Consider the following 19,038-nt stretch of genomic DNA (forward strand, 5'->3'; position numbering starts at 1 on the left):
ATGGTCCCCGCCGCAGTGAACGCGCCCTAACGGTGCACGGTCTCCCCCGCCGAGGTGAACGCGGCCAGCGCACGGTCCAGGCCCGTCCGGTCGGGCAGCCCGTCGGTGTCGTTGGCGCACTGCACCACGAGCGCCGCCACGGCCGCCCCCTCGCGCAGGCAGGTCTCGTACGGCATTCCGCGCAGCATCCCCGACAGGAACCCGGCGGCGAACGCGTCCCCCGCCCCCACGGGGTCGGTCACGGGCACCGGGAACGCCTCCTGACGCAGGCCAGCGCAGCCGGCCGACTTGTCGCGGTGCTTGACCACGGCGAGCCCGGACAGCCCCGCCGGGTCCACCTGGAGCAGCTCCAGCTCGTCCTCACCGGCGAACACCACGTCGGCGCGGCCCATGAGCGGCGCGACCCGCTCCCGCCACCGATCGGGCGGGCCGAGCTTGAGCCGGACGTTCGGGTCGAAGGAGATCGTGGCGCCCGCGTCCCTGGCCAGGTCGAGCAGCCTGAGCGTGGCGAGGTGCGCTGAGTCCGACAACATCGGCGTGATGCCGGTGACGTGGACGAGCCGGGCGCCGTCCACCATCTCGGGCGTCAGCTCGCCGGGCGCCAGCCGGGAGGCGGCCGAGCCGGCGCGGTAGTACTGGACGTCGATCGCCCTGGACGGGTGGCTGTCGCGCAGCAGCAGCCCGGTGGGGGCGTGCGGGTCCACGACGGCGTGGCGCGTGTCGATGCCGTCGGCGCGGAGCATGGCCAGGACAGACGCGCCCGCCGGGTCCGCGCCCACCCGCCCGAGCCAGCGCACCTGGTGGCCCAGCCTGGCCAGGCCGGCGGCCACGTTCGACTCGGCGCCCGCGATCGAGCGGCGGAAGGCGGTGGCCCGCTCGAGCGGGATGCCCGGCTCGGCCAGCATCAGCAGCATCGCCTCACCGCACACCACAACGCTCACGAACGGACTCCTCGGAAATCAATGGATCATGCGTCCCAATAGTTGTATCAAATCACGTTTGTCCTGCGGCGAGAGACTCCATTGACCGCATGGCGCCCGTGGGGAACGCTGAAGCGGAAACCGTGGCCGGGGGGCGCCGGGGGGATCGAGCGTGAGGCGTCCATTCATCACCGTGCTGGCCGCCAACGCACTCTCCGTCACCGGGACCATGCTCTCCATGCTGGCCGTGCCGTGGTTCGTGCTGGAGAGCACGGGGAGCGCCGCGCTCACGGGGCTGGCGGCGTTCTCGACCACGTTCCCCATCGTCGTCTCGGCCGCGTTCGGCGGGACACTGGTGGACCGGCTGGGACCGCGCGGCGCGAGCGTGTTGTCCGACCTGGCGAGCGGGCTCGTCGTCCTGGCCATGCCGGTGCTGTCGTGGACGACGGGGCTGTCGTATCCGGCGCTGCTGGGGTTGCTCTTCGTGCGCTGGCTGCTGGCCACGCCCGGGGAGACGGCACGCAAGGCCATGGTTCCCGAGCTGGCGGCGCTCGGGCCTGTGCGCCTCGAACGGGCGGTGGCGGCGTACGACGGCGTCTACCGGGGCGCGGCGATGGTGGGCGCGCCGCTCGCCGGCGTGCTGATCGTCTGGCTCGGGGCCAGTGCGTTGCTGGTCGTCGACGGGGTCACGTTCCTGCTGTCCGCGGCTCTGATCGGCGGCGGGGTCCCGCGATCGGGAGGCGGCGCGGGACAGGGCGGTTATCTGAGCGATCTGCGCGACGGGGTGGCGTTCCTGTGGCGGGACCGGCTGCAGATGAGCGCGACCACGATGATCGTGGTCGTCAACATGCTCTACACAGGCGTGACGCAGGTCCTGCTGGCGTTGTACGCCCGGGACGTGGCCCACGATCCCCGCGCGTTCGGCCTGCTCGCCGGCGCGGTCGGAGCGGGCGCGCTGGCCGGGACCGTCGTCTACGGCGCCGCCGGCGAGCGATTACCCCAGAGGCTGACCTTCGGGGCGTGCTTCCTGATCGCCGGAGTGCCTCGGGTGCTGATCCTGGCCCTCGGCGCCCCGTTGCCCGTCGCCCTCGGCGTCACCGCGCTGTCCGGCCTCGCCGCGGGCGCGATCAATCCCATTCTCGGCGTGCTGCAGTACGACCGGATCCCGGCCCGCCTGCGGGCGCGGGTGCTCGGCACCATGACGGCCGCCGCCTACGCGGGCATGCCGTTCGGCGGGCTTCTGGCGGGCTCGCTCACGGAGCTGACCGGCCTGACGGCCACCCTGTACGCGTTCACCGCCGTCTACGTGCTGGCGTCCATCCCGCCGTTCGCCGGCCGAGCCTGGCGGGAGCTGGACCACGACGGGCCGGCCGGCGTCAAGCGGCGGCGGACCGGCTCAGAAGGAGGGACTCCGTGATCGGGGACTCGTGGGTGCCGGCGGCCGTGCACGCGTGTGCCCCGGCGATCGAGCCCAGCCTGACGCACTCCTCCAGCGGCCTGCCGCGCAGCGTGCCGTACAGGAAACCGGAGACGAACGCGTCGCCCGCGCCGTTGCTGTCGGCCACCGGCCCGGGCAACGGGGCGGCGGGGAAGGCCCGCAGTCCGGTCTCGCGGGTCAGCACCAGGCAGCCGTCCGCGCCGAGCGTGCACACGACGGTGCGGGCGCGGCCGCGGCCGAGCACGTCGCCCATCACGACGGCCGGGTCCTTGAGCGCGGCGGCCGACAGGAACACCAGGTCGGAACGGTAGGCGAAGTCCTTGTGGTAGGTGTTGACGCCGTCCCAGTCGTGCAGGTCCGTGGAGATCGGCACGCCGTCCAGGTCGGGGTAGACGTGGCGGCAGAAGTCCATGATCGACACGTGGACGTGCCTGGCCCGGACGTCCGCGTACAGCTGCCTGGGCAGGCGCTCGCCGGGCGTGACCTTGGCGTCGTAGAAGGAGGTGCGGCGGCCGTCGGGACCTACGAGCAGCACGCTCCTGCGCGTGCCCGCGTCGGCCGGTCCCCAGGAGCAGTCGAGGTCGCGCAGCGCGTGGCGGATCAGCGCGCCCTGCGGGTCGTCGCCGATCAGGTCGGCGAACGAGACGTCCAGCCCGAGCGCGTGGCAGCCGAGCGCCACCCCCGCGCCGGTGTTGCCGATCCTGTCGACGACCGGCGGCACCTGGTAGGTGTCCTTGTACGGCAGCGGCAGCTCGGGCACGTAGACGGTCGTGTCGACCCCGGCACCGCCGAGGACCAGAAGGTCCCTCACGTGTTCATGGCCTCCACTCCGTGGAGGCGGGCTCGGTCGCCATATGCCGCCGCCTTCCCCCGCTCTGATCGCTGCGCTCCCGCCGCTCCTCCAGGCGACGGCACTCCCTCACCGGTTGACCAGCGGACCGGAGCCGGTGGAGCCGCGGACCACCAGCTCCGGCTGGAAGATCAGCTCAACGTGCTTGGCGGGCGCGCCGCTGACCTCCTCGAGCAGCGTCTGCACGGCTGCCGAGGCCATGGCGCCGATCGGCTTGCGCACGGTGGTCAGCGGCGGGTCGGTGAACGCGATCAGCGGCGAGTCGTCGAACCCGACCACGGACACCTCCCCCGGCACCGACAGCCCCTTCTCCCTGCAGGCCCGGATCGCGCCGAGCGCCATCAGGTCGCTGGCGCACACGATGCCGGTGCAGCCGCGGGTGAGCAGCTGGGTGGCGGCCGCCTGCCCGCCCTCGACCGAGAACAGCGAGTGCGCGATCAGGTCGTCCACGTCGGCCGTGCCGAGCAGGTGCGCCATGACCTGCTTGAAGCCCTCGATCTTCCTGATCACCGGCACGAACCTGCGCGGCCCCAGCGCCAGCCCGATGCGCTCGTGACCGAGGTCGACGAGGTGCTGCACGGACAGCCGCACGGCCATGCGGTCGTCGGGCGAGATGAAGGGCGCGTCGATGTGCTCGCTGTAGCCGTCCACCAGCACGATCGGCAGCCCGCGGTCGACCAGGCGGGTGTAGCGGTCCATCCGCGCGGTCGTGTCGGCGTGCAGGCCCGACATGAAGACGATGCCGCTCACCCCGCGATCCACGAGCAGCTCGGTGAACTCGTCCTCGGGCGCGCCGCCGGGCAGCTGCGTGCACAACACGGGCGTGTAGCCGTGCTGGGTCAGCGCCTTCTCGATGGCCTGCGCGAACGCCGGGAAGATCGGATTGTCCAGCTCGGGCGTCACCAGGCCGACCAGTCCGTTGCTGCGCTGCCGCAGCCGGGGCGGGCGCTCGTAGCCCATGAGGTCGAGCGCGGTCATCACCGCCTGGCGGGTGCCCGCGGAGACCCCGGGTTTGCCGTTGAGCACCCGGCTGACCGTGGCCTCACTCACCCCGGCCTGGGCTGCGATGTCGGCAAGGCGAGCGTGACCATTCATAGGCCACACTTTACTTTCAACCAGACCGCCGAATCCGCTGCTCCAGGCTCATTCGAGGCCAGCAGCACCTCGCCGCCGAGACCGAAGTCCACAGGTGTCCCCGTGAGATTGACGGCGCACACCAGATCGCCCCGGGAGAAGACCAGCGTGCCCTCGGGAGAGTCGTGCCAGGTCAGGTCCCCGTCGAAGGACCGCCGCAGCCGCAGCGCGGTCCGGTAAAGCTCGAGTGTCGAGCCGGGGGCGCCCTCCTGGGCCTCCACGCTCAGCTCGGCCCACTCCGCCGGAATCGGCAGCCACGGGTTCGCCCACCCGGCCTCCGGGTCGCGGCGCGTCCAGGGCAGCGGCACCCGGCAGCCGTCGCGGCCGCTGTCGGGATCGCGCAGCCGCTGCGGGTCGAGGCACACCTCGGGCGGCAGGTCGAGCACCTCGGGCAGGCCCAGCTCGTCGCCCTGGTAGACGTAGGCCGAGCCGGGCAGTGCGAGGGTCAGCAACGCGGCCGCGCGGGCCCTGTCCAGGCCGCCGTAGCGGGTGACGTGCCGCTTGACGTCGTGGTTGGACAACACCCAGGTGGTCGGCGCGCCCACGGACGCGGCGGTGGCCAGCGAGGAGTCGATCACCTCGCGCAGCTCGGCGGCGTCCCACGGCGCGAACAGGTAGTGGAAGTTGAACGCCTGGTGCAGCTCGTCCGGGCGGACGTACATGGCCAGCCGCTCGGGCGTGGGCGCCCACGCCTCGGCCACGCCGATCCGCTCGCCGGGATAGGAGTCGAGCACGCGCCGCCAGGCCCGGTGGATCTCGTGCACGCCGTCGTTGTCAAAGAACGGCACCGGCTCCCTGCCGACCATCCTGGCCTGGTTTCCCTTGCCGATGTCGGGCAGGCCGGCCGGCTTGACCATGCCGTGCGCCACGTCCACCCGGAAGCCGTCCACGCCCAGGTCGAGCCAGAAACGCAGGATCGACTCGAACTCGCCGCGCACCTCGTGGTCGTCCCAGTTGAGGTCCGGCTGGGCGGGGTCGAACAGGTGGAGATACCACTGCCCGTCCTCCACCTGGGTCCAGGCCGGGCCGCCGAAGATCGACTCCCAGTCGTTCGGCCGGTCGCGGAAGATGTAGCGATCCCGCCGCTCGCCGCGCAACGCCTGCTGGAACCAGGGATGCGCGGCGGAGGTGTGGTTGGGGACGATGTCCACGATCACCCGCAGCCCCTGCTGGTGCGCCTCGTCGATCAGCGCCTTGGCGTCGGCCAGGGTGCCGAACAGGGGGTCGACGTCGCGGTAGTCGGACACGTCGTAGCCGAAGTCGGCCATCGGCGAGCGGTAGAAGGGCGTCAGCCAGACGGCGTCCACGCCCAGCCCGGCCAGGTACGGCAGGCGATCGCGAATGCCGATCAGGTCACCGACGCCGTCGCCGTCTCCGTCGGCGAAGCTACGCACGTAGACCTGGTAGATCACGGCGTTCCGCCACCACGCGGTCATGGTCACCCCCGAATGTTTCACCCATGAAAGCGGTTTCCGCAACTTTACGCAACTCCTTCCATCCGCCCCCGATACGGAAATTTCGGTCTATGGACGCCCAAAACCCCTGTCCGATAAGCCCTAGAAGGAGATTCTTTATGTCAAGGGTGGACATGCGGCGTTAAGGCGCGATGTACTACCTCTTCAATCAGCCCCGTCACAGGTGACACGTGCGCAAGGTGTGGGCCCCATGAGCTCGGTCGTTCTCGACAAAGTGACCAAGGTGTACCCGGGCGACTACCTCGCAGTCGACCGGCTCAGCCTGCGTGCCGAGGATGGCGAGTTCCTCGTCCTCCTGGGCCCTTCAGGATGCGGCAAGTCCACCTTGCTCCGGATGATCGCGGGCCTTGAGGAGATCACCCAAGGCGAGCTCTGGCTGGACGGCCAGATGGCCAACCACCTGGCGCCACGCGACCGCGACGTCGCCATGGTGTTCCAGAACGGCGCCCTGTACCCGCACCGGACCGTGCGCGGGAACATCGCGTTCCCCTTGGAGATCGCCAAGTCGGACCCGGCGATGGTGCGTGAGCGGGTCAAGGAACTGTCGAAGGCGTTGCACATCGACGAGACGCTGGACCGCCGCCCGGGCACACTCTCCGGCGGCCAGCGCCAGCGGGTCGCGATGGGCCGGGCGATCGTGCGCCAGCCCAAGCTGTTCCTCATGGACGAGCCGCTGTCGAACCTCGACGCCGGCATGCGCACCGAGCTGCGCATGGAGATCTCCGCGCTGGTCAGGTCGCTCGGCGTCACCACCATCTACGTCACGCACGACCAGGTGGAGGCGCTCACGCTGGCCGACAGGATCGCCATTTTGAATCGCGGCGTCCTGCAGGACGTGGGCACTCCGGCCCAGATTTACAACGATCCAGCCACGGCGTTCGTGGCGGCGTTCCTCAACTCCCAGCAGTTGAACCTGTTAGCGGCCGCAGTCAGGACGCCGCAGAACCAGTACGTGCTGCTCGACTTCGGCCCGCACCGGCTGACGATCCCGTGGAGCGATCCGCGGGCGTACGCCATCTCGCAGCACACCGGCGGCCACGTGCTGGTGGGGATGCGGCCCGACGGGCTGGCGCCGGTGCCGGAGACGTACGAGGGGCCGGCGTTCTTCGGGCGGGTGCGGGCGCTGGAGTACCACGGGCACGAGTGGCTGGCGTACCTGGAGTGCGGCATGCCGGCCGTCCCGGTGCCCGAGCCGCCGGAGCGGAGCGGGCGGGTCAACGGCGTCAAGAACGGCTCGGGCAAGCTGTCGGGGCTGATGCGGCGGATGTTCTCGCCTCCGAGGGAGGAGCCTCAGGAGCAGGAACGGGTGGGCCAGAACCCGAACAGCGGCATCCACCGCCGCTCTGACCTGATCGTCCGCCTGGGCAACCGGCCGGTCTGGCGGGCCGGCGACGCCTCCAAGGTCGCCGTCGACCTCTCCCGCATCATGATCTTCACGCCGGACGGCGCCCGCATCGACCCACCGCGCCGCTGAAGCCGTTTACTCCACGCCGACGAGCATGGCGGGGTCGAAGGAGACAGGGAAGGGCTGGGTGATCATCAGCATATCGCCCGCCTTCGCCTCTTCCACCAGTTCATAGCCCCGCGCTCCCAGGTTGAAGACCTCCACACGCGGCGCATCGTCGCCTTGGAGATCGACCCTGATGAAGACCGGGATGCCCGCCGCAGCATATTTGGGCGGCTTGATCTCGTAGTCGCGCCGACGGTTCACCTTGCCCGGACTGACGACCTCCACCACGCACACGACCTCGTCGGCGGAGATCTTGGCGAGCCCTGCCGCTATCGCCTTGGCATCCCCCACCACAATGTCAGGAATGAGGCCATCCTCGCCAGCCTGAAGGTTGAGCGTCTCAACCACCTCAAGGTCCCGGGGGCGCGCCTCGTCCAGGATACGGACCAGGCGCTTCGCCGCGAGTGCATGATCGGACTTAGGCATGGGACTCACGACGAAACTCCCGTCGATCAACTCGATCCGCTCCCCGGTTTCGGGCAGCTTGAGCCAGTCCTCGACGGTGTAGCCCTCGTTGGTGGACGTTTGCGCGAAAAGCCTGACACGCCATGGTGGCGGATGAGCAACCAACCACCCATCCTCCGGCAAAGCAGTCATCGCCTCATCGCCTTCCATGAGTCGAGTCTCGCACGCACAGCAAATCGAGCCAACTGTAGCGGCATGAGCACGCGGAGTGACGACGCCACATAACCGTGCCTTTACCAGCTCCGTCAGCCACTTCCGGATCACGGCGCAGGCGTCCATCGGGGGCCTTCCGGGGTGTCCTCCACGAAGACGCCACCCGCGTGCATCGCCGCCCGCAGCGCATCCGCCACGTCGTAGCGTCCCGCCTCCCGCAACTCCGCGCGCAGCGAGACCAGCGGCTCCACCAGGGACCGGAGACCCGCCGCACGCTGATCGGTCCTCGAGGCGAGCTCGCCGAGCCGGCCGATGAGCAGCCGCATCAGCTCTCTGGCCTGATCCACCCCGCCCGCGTCCTCTTCGGTGTCGGCCGCCCACTTGACGAGCTCGGCCTCGAGGTCGAGCACGGTCTGCGCGGCCGCGACCATGTCGGGCTCGGCCGCGGCCGCCTTGAACCGCTCCTCGCAGGACCGGATCGTCTCCTCCAGCGTGATCTCGGCAGGTGTGGCCTCCTCGTCAACCGGCGACGGCACGGAGACCGCCCCCGCGCCGCCCTCGGCCAGGCGGCGGATCTCGGCGAGGCCGGTACGGGTCCCCGCCGGCAACACCACCACCGAGCCCGGCCGCCGGACGGTCAGCCCGCCCCGGCCCGCCACCTGGACCGTCTCGCCGTCCAGGTCGATGACGACCGCTGTGTGCTCGTCGAGCCCCAGGACCGCGGTGCCGGCCGGCAACTCGCGCTCCATGCGGGACAGTCGGCGCTCGCCCAGGTAGCAGTAGCGGGTGTCGTGCGTGCCGCCCTCGGCGTTGTCGAAGTGGGGGATCAGCACGGCCTGCAGCCCGAGCGGCTCCAGCAGGCCGATGCCCTCGCGCCAATGAGGCTCCGCGCCCACCTTGTAGATCTCGTAGACCGGCACGGTGGCCAGCCCCGCCGTGCAAGCCGCCGCCGAGGCCAGCACGGTCACCCCCTGACGTGCGCGGACGCGTGCCCGCAGGTCGCCCGCCACCCCGGAATCGGCCCACCGGTCCAGCGCGTAGGTGGGGCTGCCCGGGCCGGAGAACACCCAGTCGGCGCCGGTGATCCCGGAGGCCACCTCGACATCCAGGCCGACGCTGCGGGCGAAGTATCGGCAGGCACGGGCGGAGATGTCGGCGCGGTTTTCCTGGAAGGCGTAAGGAGTGTCGAGCAGCACGGCCCGCGCTCCGGCGCGCAGGGTCCGCGCCGCGGCGCGGTGGATCTCGACCATGGTCGGGCTCGTCTCGCCCGACCCCATCAGCACCAGCAAACCCGGCATGACTGTCGGCCTCTCTCTCGCACGCCATCGACTACAGCGGGGCTCTCCGCGCTGTTCAAGACCAGGAGACATATGCATTGCAGACGCAGTTGCATAGGTATTGCAGTAAGTTGTTGGCAGTGACGGGGAGACACGTGGTCTCGGTTGAGACGCTCATGCTACGGGTGGGCACCGACAATCGCTGGTCCTACCGGCGTGCCATGACCAGACCGGGACGCGGCGAGAGCCCGGACGAGGCCGCGCGGCGGCTCAGCGGCGTGACGGCCGCCGATCCGGGCACCGTGCTGCATTCCACCAGCTGGCGGTATGAGCCGGACGGCCGGATCGTCCTGACCTACGCGGTCTGTCCTGACCCGTCGCCCTGGCTGCCCGCGATCGAGGTGCCCGTGCTGGAGATCGCCCGCGGCGAAGCCCCCGCCACGCCGTCACCTGACCACGTCGCCCTGGCCAACGTGGTCGCGCACGCCATCAGACACCTTGCCTTCCTCATGGCCGTGGACCCCGTCGTCGCCCGGGTCCTGTCCCGCCACCCCGAGATCGGCGCGGCGCTGGAGCCCGCGGGCGTCCCGGCCTGACAGGCGCCGGCCCAGAGCCTGCCCGGGCCGCTCGATGAAGCGGTAGGCCAGCGCGCTCACGCCCAGCACCACCGCCAGGGCCAGCGCCGCCATGCTCAGCTGGTGCGGCAGAGCCGCCTGCCGCAAATCGCCGGTGATCTCCACGAAGTACTTCAGCAGCGGGTGGTGCACCAGGTAGAGCGAATAGCTGACCAGCCCGAGCCAGACGAGCATCCTCGGCAGCCGCCGCCCGCGCAGCGCCATCGCGCCCGCGAAGGTGGCCCCGGCCAGCGCGATCGTGGTCAGCCACACGTCGGCCTGCACCCACCACCAGCCGCTCTCGATGGCCCACAGGGGCGCGATCGCCACCAGCGCCGTCGTGACCGCGACCGGCCACAGCCCGCCCGTTCCGCGTTCCCAGCGGTGGATGGCCGTGCCCGCGAACATGACCGCCAGCACCGCCGTCCCCAGCCACGGCACCCGGCTGCTCAGCAGCAGCGCCGCGAGCGCCATCAGGCCGAGTACGCAGGCCGCGGCCGTACGCGCCCGGCCCCACATCACGCAGGCCAGCCCGGCCGCGAACACCCCGGCCGACACGTAGGCGGGCCACCCGCCCGCGACCACCGCGCCCGACGCCACCAGCCCGACGACCACCGCGGCGGCCGCGAACCCCATGGACAACTGCCCGCTACGGTGATGCGCCCCGGTCAGGAACAGCGCGGTGACCAGCAGGTAGAACACCATCTCGTACGACAGCGTCCACATCGTGTCGGCCACGCCGCCCACGCTCACCACGTCGAGCAGCATGGTCGCGTGCGCCGCCACCGCGCTCCCGTCGCGCGGCACCTCCCCGCGCACCGGCACCCACCACGCCAGGGCGAGCACCAGCGCGATCACGCTCAGGTAGAGCGGGTAGAGGCGGAAGATCCGGCTGATCCAGAAGGCCCGCACATCGCCGTGCCGCTCCAGGGATGTGGGGATGATGTAGCCGCTGACCAGGAAGAACACCAGGATGCCGTAGACGCCCAGATTGAACCAGTATGGCCTGAGTGCCGGGAGGAACCACGGGAGCAGGTGCTCCGCCACGACGGCGAGCGCCCCGATGCCGCGCAAGGCGTCCAGCCAGGCCAGCCTGGACGTGGAGGACGACGGGGTGGGGGCGGGGACGGCGGCGGACACCCGCACCAACATACCCTTACCGCGCCTGGTGATGCGGCGAGGTCCAGCGAAGCACCCGGCACGCTTTCACCCGCCGACGACACGGTCAGGTGGTGCGGTGGGTGGAGAGGGTGGCGTGATGGTCGGCGCCGGCCGGCCCGTGGGGGTCGGTGTGGACGGTGGCGGCGCGCAGGCGGGGCAGCTCGTGGATGAGGCGGTGCTCGGCCTCGACCGCCACCGCGTGGGCGTCCACAACCGACATGTCGTGATCCACGAGGATCTCTACCTCAGCGTGGAGCGCATGCCCGATCCAGCGCAGCCGTACGGATCCGACCCGCCGGACACCGCCGACCGCGGCGATGATGCGTTCGGCGGCGTCCACGAGCGCGGGGTCCACGGCGTCCATGAGCCGGTGGTAGATCTCGCGGGCGGCGTCGCGCAGGACGAAGCAGATGGCGCCGGTGATCAGCAGGCCCACGATCGGGTCGGCGATGGGGAAGCCGAGCCCGGCGCCGCCCGCGCCCAGGAGGACGGCGAGCGAGGTGAAGCCGTCGGTCCTGGCGTGCAGGCCGTCGGCGACCAGCGCGGCCGAGCCGATCTCCCGCCCCACCTTGATGCGGTATCTGGCCACCCACTCGTTGCCGAGGAACCCCACCACGCCCGCGCCGGCCACCCACCAGAGCGCCTGGATGTCGTGGGGATCGAGCAGCCGCCTGATCGCCTCGTACCCGGCCAAGCCCGCCGAGACGGCGATGAGCAGGACGATGACGATGCCCGCGAGGTCCTCCGCCCGGCCGTACCCGTAGGTGAAGCGGCGGGTGGCCGCGCGGCGGCCCACCGAGAACGCGATGGCCAGCGGCACGGCCGTGAGCGCGTCGGCGAAATTGTGCAGGGTGTCGCCGAGCAGCGCCACCGAGCCGGACGCCACGACGATCACGGCTTGGATGGCGGCGGTGGCCATCAACACCGCGAACGAGATGGCGAGCACGCGCATGCCGCGGCTGCTGGATTCCAGCGCGGCGTCCGTCTTGTCGGCGCTGTCATGGCTGTGCGGCGCGATGGCGTGCACCATCCGGCTCAGCGCCGCCTTCGGCCCACGCCGCCCGGACGCCTCCCCGCTCGCGTGCCCGTGCCCATGGCCGCCTTCGCGCCCATCCCCGTGCCCATGCGCTTGAGCCTGCCCACCACCGTGCCCGTGCCCATGCCCGTGTCCATGGCCATGCGCCTGCCCGTCCGGATGAGCGTCCTGCGGTGTCGAGCCGGAATCCCGCTGATCAGCCATGGCATCCCTCACTTGCGCACTTCATCCCTTTTGACCAGGATATGTAGTCATGTACGCACGCGACAACACCTCAGGTGCCAACCAGTCGCAGGAGCAAGAACAACCCACCCCCGCCCAGGTGAACGCGGCCGTTGACGCCTTCCGCATGCTCAGCGACGCGACACGGCTCAGACTGATGTGGCTGTTGTCATCCGGCGAGCGGGATGTGAACTCACTTGCCCAATCCATCGGCGCGCCCCGCCCATCGGTGTCCCAGCACCTGGCCAAGCTCCGGCTGGCCGGCCTGGTGGACACCCGGCGAGACGGCCGCCGGGTGCTCTACAGGGCCCGCGACTCACACGTACGAGCCCTCATCGCGGAGGCCCTGTTCCACGCCGACCACGAGGTCTCGGGGCTCCCCCGCCACGATTAAGCCGGCGCGCGGGCGGCCAGCTTGGCGACCACGTCCACGATGCGGGCGGCACGTTCCAACTCCGCGCGATGGAACACCGGGCCCTCGGCGCGGGCCACGACCACGTGCATGCCATGCGCCACCACCGGCAGCAGCATCAGCCGCAGCTCGCGGGCGGCCAGCGAGACGGCCCGCGGCGGCGGCTCCGGCAGGTCGAACTGGGCGGGAGCCGCCAGCGAGGCATGCTGTACGGCGCCGTCGGCCACCGCGAGCGACCACTCCGCCCCGCACAGCCCCGGCAGCGCGTCCACCAGCGTGGCGAAGCCCCGGCCCGGCTCGGCCACGACATGCATGAGCAGGTCGTAGTCCAGCGCTGAGCCCGGCACCTCCTTGGTCGCCCAGACCCCCTCAACCCGTACGCCGGGCACGGCCGACAGCCGCTCGCGCGCCTCCGACGCGGTCACCGGACCGGGCCAGGAGACGGTGAAGTCGTCCACGGCGCGTCCCGCCTCGCGCTCGAGCACAGTGACCTGCAGGATGTCGGCACCGAGTGTGCCCAGCGCCTTGGCCACCTGCCCCAGCCCGCCTGGCCGATCCGGCAGCGACACCCTCAGTCGCAGCAGCATTGCCGCCCCCTTTCCAGAGGCTCTCACAGTGCCGTGGAAAGGTTTCGAGTTTGTTCCACGGATATGTCGCGCATGCTGCGGTTATATCCCAGGATGAAGGGTTAAGTCCGTATTGTCGAGAATGCTCTACCAACTGAGCGCCACGACTTTTCCCAGGTCACGGTAGGATCGCCCGGCACGGGCGGGCAACCATACCGGGGTCAGGCGAACACGTCCTGCTGGTAGCGGCCGGCCGCTTCCAGGCCGGCCAGCCACGCCGCGCCGTCCTCCCCCATCCGCGCCCCGTAGATGTCCACCAGGGCCTGCCGCACGGCGGGCGCCATGCGCAGGCCGTCGCCGCAGACGTACACGTGTGCGCCCTGCTCCAGCAGCTCCCACAGCTCATCGGCATGCGCGGCGACAGCGTCCTGGACGAACCGGTACTGATGCCCGGGAACGGCCGAGAACGCGGTGTGCACCCGCACCTCGTCCCGCTCCGCCCAGGCCGAGAGCTCGTCCCCGTACAGCAGGTCGTGCTCGGGGTGACGGCACCCGGCGAACACCTCCGCCCGCCCGGTGGCACCCGCCAGCGCGCGTTCTTCAAGGAAGCCGCGCAGCGGCGCGAACCCTGTGCCGGGGCCGACGAGGATCACGGGCGTGGCGGGGTCGTCGGGAAGCCGGAACGGCGGGGCAGGCACGCGGACGTAGCCGTAGAAGACCTCGCCTTCCTTCAGCCCGGCGAGGTAGGCCGAGCACATGCCCTGGTACGTGCCGGCGCCGGACCAGGCGGGCCCCTCGACGAGCCCGACCGTGAGCCGCACCAGCGACGGGTCGGCCAGCGGCGACGACGAAACGGAGTAGTAGCGCGGCTTGATCGGCCCGGCCATCTCCAGGAACACCGGCAGCGGCAGCTCGATCGCGGGGAACCGCTCCAGCAGCGCCAGCGGGGAGACCCGCTTGGCGAGGATCTCGTCGGCGTAGCTCGCGGTCAGCTCGGCCAGCTGACCGCGTGTCCACGGGCAGGCGGTGTGCGCGGCCAGCGCCTCCAGATCACCCCGAGTGGCCACCTCCTGCAGCTCGGCGAACTCGGTCAGCAGCAGTCCGGCCGTCACCGGCGTGTCCACCGGCAGGTGCGTGGCTCCGGCGGCACGCAGCCGCACGACCTGCTCCCTGGGGACCCGCAGGCAACGCAGCGCCCATTCGACCAGCTCGGGGTCGTTCTTGGCGAAGACGGCCACGTGGTCGCCGGCCGCGTACGTGACGCCCTCGGGCAGCCTGGCCACGAGGGAGCGCACCCCGGGCCGCGGCGCCTCGAGTGAGAAGTCCCAGAGGCCGGCCGGGTCGCCGGTCAGCTCTTCGTTCGAGACGACGGTCAGCGGGAAGGCCCGCTCGGAGACGACGGCAGGCCGGACCTCGGCCTCGGTGAGCACCTCCATCTCGTAGCGCGGCCCCGCCGACTCGGCGCCGGCGCTGTACTCCTCGGCCAGCGCCGCCCACAGCCTGGCCGTCCACGCCGACACGTCGCCGTCGAAGTCGCCGTCGGCGTCGGCGTCGGCCTCGCCCCGCTCGATCAGCGGCTGCGCCCCGGCGGCCGTCAGCTTCTCGTACGCGCGCCGCGGGAACGCCTGATACGTGGGCCACTGCGTGTTCCCGCAGCCCAGCATGGCGAGCCGGACGCCGGTCAGGTCGGGCAGCGCGTCCAGGGCGTCGAAGCGCTGGGCGTTGTCGGGGGCCTTGCCGTTGTAGGAGGAGGCCACCACCACCAGCAGGCCCTCGCCCGGCGGGACCAGCGCGTCGAGCGTGGTCAGCGTGGTGGCGAACCCGGCCCGCCCGGCCCGCTCGGCCAGCCGCTCGGCGATGTCGGCGCTGGTGCCGAGGTTGGAGCCGTACGCGACGGTGAGCGGCACGCCGGTGACGGCGATTTCCTGCTCCTGGGCCTCCTGCGCGGCCTCCTGGACGACGGCGGCCCGCTCGTGGGCGCGGCGCTCGCGCACCCTGAGCGTGAATCCGTCCGGCTTGAGCGTGAGCGTCTGCTTGATCTTCATGCGGTAGGCGTCCGGGTCGGACAGCGCGAAGCGGCGCAGGATCATCGCCAGCGCCAGCCTGGCCTCGGTGAGCGCGAACTGGCGGCCGATGCAGGCCCGCTCGCCGTTGCCGAACGGCTTGTACGCGGCCGGGTGGTGGTGGTGCTTGTTCTCCGGCAGCCAGCGGTCGATGTCGAACTCGCCGGGCCGCTCCCACACCCTGGGGTGGCGGTGCAGCACCGGCAGCAGCACGACGACCCCCTGATCCTTGGGGATGGGGTAGCCGCCGAGCGTGGTGTCCTCGACCGCGCTGACGTTGAACGCCGGGATCGGCGACCAGACCCGCAGCGTCTCCTCCAGGATGCGCGCGATGACGTCGAGCTTCATCACGGTCTCGTACGAAGGCGGCTCGTCGCCCGGCAGCAGCCTGTCCACCTCCTCATAGGCGCGGGCCAGCGTGTGGGGCTCGCGCAGCAGGTTGTACAGGGCGAAGGACAGCAGGCCGCTGGTGGTCTCGTGCCCGGCGATGAGGAAGGTGAGGACCTGGTTGCGGATGTTCTCGTCGGACAATCGCGCGCCACTCTGCGGGTCGGAGGCCTCCAGCATCAGGCCCAGGAGGTCTTTGGAGCCGGTGGCGCCCTCGGCGCGCCGCTGCTTGATCACCTCGTCGACGAGCTCCTGCATGGTGGCGATGTCGCGCCGGTAGCTCTCCTCCTGCTTGCGCTTGAGCTTGGTGACGAACGGCAGCTGCTGGTTGCGCAGCATGGCCGCGGTCAGCGCACCGCCCATGGCCTGCAGGAACGGGTGCAGCTCAGGTGAGTCGAAGGAGTTGAACCGGTAGCCGAACCCGGTGAGCGAGATCGTGTCGAGCGTGAGCCTGGTCATGTCGTCGGCGACCGGCAGGTCCTCCCCCTGGCGACCTGCCCACGACGCGACGAGCTGCTCGGCGACCTCCAGGAACTGGGGATAGTACGCCTTCATCGAACGCTGGCTGAAGGCGGGCATCAGGATGCGGTGCGCGTGCCCCCACACCGGCTCGTCATGGTCGGCCGTGAAGAGCCCGTCACCGCCGAAGTCGCGCACGATCGACAGCGGCGGCTTGATGCGCTTGACGAACCGGCTCTCGTCGCACGCCTCCGCGACCAGGTCGGGGTCGAAGACGAGCACGATCGTGCGCCCGGCGACCTCGAGCCGGAAGATGCCCTCCTCCTGGTATCGGGAGGCCACCTGGACGAAGTGCTCGATCGGCGCGTGAGAGGGAATCTGCAGCGTGTTGCCCAGGATGGGCAGGCCCTGTGGGGCGGGGATGCGCGACATGAGTGCTCCCTTGGAGTAGCCATACACCGTATGGCTGACGCTACCATACGGTGTATGGCAGTGAGTGCGCGCAGGGGCGAGCCCCTGACGCTTCAAGAGATCAGCTCCACGGCTCTGCGTCTGATGGACGAGGGGGGCGTGGAGGGTCTGTCCATGCGCAAGCTGGCGGCGGAGCTGGACGTCAACCCGATGTCGCTCTACCACCACGTGGAGAGCAAGGAGGCGCTGCTCGGGCTGGTCTGCCAGGGGGCCGCGCGGCGCATGCACCTGCCGCCGGACGACGGCACGCCCTGGCAGCATCAGCTCAGGGCGCTGGCCCTCGCCTATCACCGGCACGCGCTGGAGCATCCCGCCCTGTGGACCTACGTCCACAACCATCCGGAGATCGTCTCTGACCGGCGGATAGCACTGTGGGAGGTGCTCTACCGGATCCTGCGGCTGGCCGGGATCCCGGAGGAGGAGCTGATCAGGACGGGGGACGTGCTGCACGCGTTCGTCTCCGGCTTCGTGATCTTCGAGACCCACGGGCACATGGCCGACGATCCCGAGGAGATCGACCGCACCTTCGACACGGCCATCAACGTGATCGTGCGCGGCCTGGCAAGACCCGATTAGTCACCCGGCCACCACACGATCCACGCGGTGCCGTCGATCTCGTTGAAGAAGACGAACGCGCCCCAGGGGCCGCTTTCGCCCTCCGCCAGGCAGTAGTCCGTCAGCACGCGGTCCACGCCCTCCTCCTCCCGTCGTGGCCTGTCGCCAGGGCGTCGATCGGCCGGGCCCCGGATCGACGCCCTGAGGTGAAGGTCCTGCTCGCCGGAGGAGGTGAACGGCGAGTGGGTGAGCGCGGGCGGCTCAGGCGGACGCCTCCCAGACGGCCTCGAAGGAAGCCTGAGGGATCTCCGTCAGCTCCCAGATCTCCAGCGGCTGATCCGTGAGAAACCCCCGCTCGTCCTGCAGGTGCCGCCACCAATATCGGCGGGCGAGGCGATCGGCGCCGACCTCGACCTGCCGGACCGCCCAGTGTTCGCCGTCGCCCTCGACGCTCTCGAAGAGCCAGGCGCGGCCGTCCTCGTCGGCCATGTGCCAGTAGTGGCGGGGAGCGTCGGACTCGGCGAGCTGCCTGACCAGTGGTTGCCGGAGATCGTGGTGCACGGGCCCACTCTAGAGATCGGCGCCGTCAAAACTAGCGCTGGTACGCCCCGGCGTCCGGTGAGCCGGCCACGGGCTTGCCCGCCGCGTCCTTGGCGACGGCCTTGCCCCCGTACCACTTGGCGGTGAGCGCGAGACCCCGGTCGAGCGCCGGGGAGCCGGGCCGCAGGCGCAGGTCCGTGCGGGAGACGAACTGCGGGTTCGCCATCACCGACTTGGGCCCGAGCTTGAACTTGGCCGTGCGGCCCTGGTAAACGCTGCCGGCCTCGTCCGCGCCCTGGCCGTCCTCCCAGCCGGCTTCCCCGCCCACGACGACGACGTTGTTGCGGAGCTTGAGTATCGACGGGGAGCAGCCGTCGTGGCAGGACCAGCCGATGGTGTCCTTGGCCGGCAGGTAGACCGAGTTGTGCACGGCGACGGTGCCCTTGACGGGTCCGACGATGTGGCGGGCGCCGCGGGTGATGAGGAAGGAGCCGCGGCTGCGCGAGGAGGTCACGACATTGAAGGCGTAGACGTTGCCGGTGGCGGTCTTGCCCTTCTGGGCTCCCAGCTCGGTGAAGGTCTCGTTGTTCCTGGCGATGTTGTGGGTGACGCGGTTGCGGTCGCCGTTGAAGATCTCGACGGCGGCCCCGTCGGTGCCGTAGTCCTGGCTCTTGGCGAAGCTGCCGGTGATGGTGTTGCCGGTGACGACGTTGTCGTCGCCGTTGAGCAGCACGCCGAAGGCGCCGGAGTCGTTGTCGCCGCCCTCGTCGTTGACGCTCATCCGGTTGTTGTCGGTCAGCACGCTGTCGCGGATGGTGTTGCGCGAGCCTGCGGCCGTGACGAACACGCCGGCGATGTTGCGGTCGGCCTGCACGCCGGTCAGCTCGTTGTGGTCGCCGTCGATCTGGAAGCCGGCCCAGCGGCAGCCGGAGGCACGCAGGCCGCTGACCCGCCAGTGATCTCCCGAGATCACGACGCAGTCCGCCTCATCACCGCTGATCTTGGCGAGCGCGCCCTTGCCGTACGGCTTGATGGAGATCGGCCGGGCCGCGGTGCCCTTGGCCGCCAGGGTGAGGGTGCCCGTGAACGCGCTGCCGCGCTTGACGGCGACGGTGTCGCCGGGCTTGAGGTCGGCCGCGTTGACCTTGTCCAGCGACTTCCACGGCGCGGTCGCGCTGGTGCCCGCGGCGGCGTCGTCACCCGCCCTGGAGTCCACGTAGTACGTCGTGCCCGCCTGGGCTGACGCCGTGACCGGTACGGCAGACAGGAGCGAAGCCATGACGGCTACGGACAACACCCTCATACGAGCACACCACTATCTAGTTAAAAC

17 protein-coding genes are annotated in these 19,038 nt (G+C 70.7%); 4 read left to right on the top strand and 13 right to left on the bottom strand.

What is annotated here, in order from left to right; genetic code table 11:
- Nucleotides 1-26: 26 nt before the first annotated feature.
- Nucleotides 27-941, bottom strand: coding sequence for a sugar kinase (locus OHA25_RS43105; protein ID WP_327582681.1), 915 nt, complete (start codon nt 939-941; stop codon nt 27-29).
- 151 nt (nt 942-1,092) lie between these two features.
- Here OHA25_RS43105 and OHA25_RS43110 point away from each other — a divergent pair, with 151 nt between their 5' ends.
- On the top strand, nt 1,093-2,337 hold the full coding sequence (locus OHA25_RS43110) for an MFS transporter (protein ID WP_327582682.1): 1,245 nt from the start codon (nt 1,093-1,095) through the stop codon (nt 2,335-2,337).
- Here the strand turns inward: OHA25_RS43110 and OHA25_RS43115 are convergent.
- The 3 genes from OHA25_RS43115 to OHA25_RS43125 all read right to left on the bottom strand — a co-directional run bounded on the left by OHA25_RS43115 (nt 2,297) and on the right by OHA25_RS43125 (nt 5,778).
- On the bottom strand, nt 2,297-3,169 hold the full coding sequence (locus tag OHA25_RS43115; RefSeq protein ID WP_327582683.1) for a carbohydrate kinase family protein: 873 nt from the start codon (nt 3,167-3,169) through the stop codon (nt 2,297-2,299). The genes OHA25_RS43110 and OHA25_RS43115 overlap by 41 nt on opposite strands.
- Nucleotides 3,170-3,277: 108 nt before the next feature.
- Nucleotides 3,278-4,303 carry a LacI family DNA-binding transcriptional regulator gene (locus OHA25_RS43120; protein ID WP_327582684.1) on the bottom strand — a complete coding sequence of 342 codons (1,026 nt, stop codon included), beginning with the start codon at nt 4,301-4,303 and terminating at the stop codon, nt 3,278-3,280.
- On the bottom strand, nt 4,300-5,778 hold the full coding sequence (locus OHA25_RS43125) for a glycoside hydrolase family 13 protein (protein WP_327591123.1): 1,479 nt from the start codon (nt 5,776-5,778) through the stop codon (nt 4,300-4,302). The genes OHA25_RS43120 and OHA25_RS43125 overlap by 4 nt, the downstream gene beginning before the upstream one ends.
- Nucleotides 5,779-6,007: 229 nt before the next feature.
- Here OHA25_RS43125 and OHA25_RS43130 point away from each other — a divergent pair, with 229 nt between their 5' ends.
- Nucleotides 6,008-7,291, top strand: coding sequence for an ABC transporter ATP-binding protein (locus OHA25_RS43130; RefSeq protein ID WP_327582685.1), 1,284 nt, complete (start codon nt 6,008-6,010; stop codon nt 7,289-7,291).
- 6 nt (nt 7,292-7,297) lie between these two features.
- On the opposite strand, the gene OHA25_RS43135 is transcribed toward OHA25_RS43130, so the two are convergent.
- The 5 genes from OHA25_RS43135 to OHA25_RS43155 all read right to left on the bottom strand — a co-directional run bounded on the left by OHA25_RS43135 (nt 7,298) and on the right by OHA25_RS43155 (nt 12,242).
- Nucleotides 7,298-7,942, bottom strand: a complete 645-nt coding sequence (locus OHA25_RS43135; RefSeq protein WP_327582686.1) for a Uma2 family endonuclease — start codon at nt 7,940-7,942, stop codon at nt 7,298-7,300.
- 110 nt (nt 7,943-8,052) lie between these two features.
- Nucleotides 8,053-9,243, bottom strand: coding sequence for a hypothetical protein (locus tag OHA25_RS43140; protein WP_327582687.1), 1,191 nt, complete (start codon nt 9,241-9,243; stop codon nt 8,053-8,055).
- 425 nt (nt 9,244-9,668) lie between these two features.
- On the bottom strand, nt 9,669-10,976 hold the full coding sequence (locus OHA25_RS43145; RefSeq protein WP_327582688.1) for an acyltransferase family protein: 1,308 nt from the start codon (nt 10,974-10,976) through the stop codon (nt 9,669-9,671).
- A gap of 85 nt (nt 10,977-11,061) precedes the next feature.
- Nucleotides 11,062-12,027, bottom strand: a complete 966-nt coding sequence (locus OHA25_RS43150) for a cation diffusion facilitator family transporter (protein ID WP_327582689.1) — start codon at nt 12,025-12,027, stop codon at nt 11,062-11,064.
- A 5-nt stretch (nt 12,028-12,032) separates the two neighbouring features.
- Complete coding sequence (locus tag OHA25_RS43155) at nt 12,033-12,242, bottom strand: hypothetical protein (RefSeq protein WP_327582690.1); 210 nt, start codon at nt 12,240-12,242, stop codon at nt 12,033-12,035.
- 44 nt (nt 12,243-12,286) lie between these two features.
- Between OHA25_RS43155 and OHA25_RS43160 the strand changes: the two genes are divergently transcribed.
- On the top strand, nt 12,287-12,649 hold the full coding sequence (locus OHA25_RS43160; RefSeq protein ID WP_327582691.1) for an ArsR/SmtB family transcription factor: 363 nt from the start codon (nt 12,287-12,289) through the stop codon (nt 12,647-12,649).
- Here the strand turns inward: OHA25_RS43160 and OHA25_RS43165 are convergent.
- Entirely contained in the window at nt 12,646-13,254 is a 609-nt protein-coding gene (locus OHA25_RS43165) for an ACT domain-containing protein (protein WP_327582692.1), read from the bottom strand. The genes OHA25_RS43160 and OHA25_RS43165 overlap by 4 nt on opposite strands.
- A 200-nt stretch (nt 13,255-13,454) precedes the next feature.
- Complete coding sequence (locus OHA25_RS43170; RefSeq protein ID WP_327582693.1) at nt 13,455-16,574, bottom strand: bifunctional cytochrome P450/NADPH--P450 reductase; 3,120 nt, start codon at nt 16,572-16,574, stop codon at nt 13,455-13,457.
- A gap of 54 nt (nt 16,575-16,628) precedes the next feature.
- Here OHA25_RS43170 and OHA25_RS43175 point away from each other — a divergent pair, with 54 nt between their 5' ends.
- Nucleotides 16,629-17,189 (top strand): TetR/AcrR family transcriptional regulator, encoded by a 561-nt coding sequence (locus OHA25_RS43175; RefSeq protein WP_327582694.1) that lies wholly within the window; start codon nt 16,629-16,631, stop codon nt 17,187-17,189.
- A gap of 240 nt (nt 17,190-17,429) precedes the next feature.
- Here the strand turns inward: OHA25_RS43175 and OHA25_RS43180 are convergent, their stop codons facing one another.
- The gene (locus OHA25_RS43180; protein ID WP_327582695.1) at nt 17,430-17,729 is read right to left on the bottom strand and encodes a hypothetical protein; all 300 of its coding nucleotides are present in this window, start codon (nt 17,727-17,729) and stop codon (nt 17,430-17,432) included.
- Nucleotides 17,730-17,760: 31 nt separating this feature from the next.
- Nucleotides 17,761-18,987, bottom strand: a complete 1,227-nt coding sequence (locus tag OHA25_RS43185; protein WP_327582696.1) for a right-handed parallel beta-helix repeat-containing protein — start codon at nt 18,985-18,987, stop codon at nt 17,761-17,763.
- Between the last annotated feature and the right edge of the window lie 51 nt (nt 18,988-19,038).

It is taken from the genome of Nonomuraea sp. NBC_00507, assembly GCF_036013525.1.
Taxonomy (GTDB): Bacteria; Actinomycetota; Actinomycetes; order Streptosporangiales; family Streptosporangiaceae; genus Nonomuraea.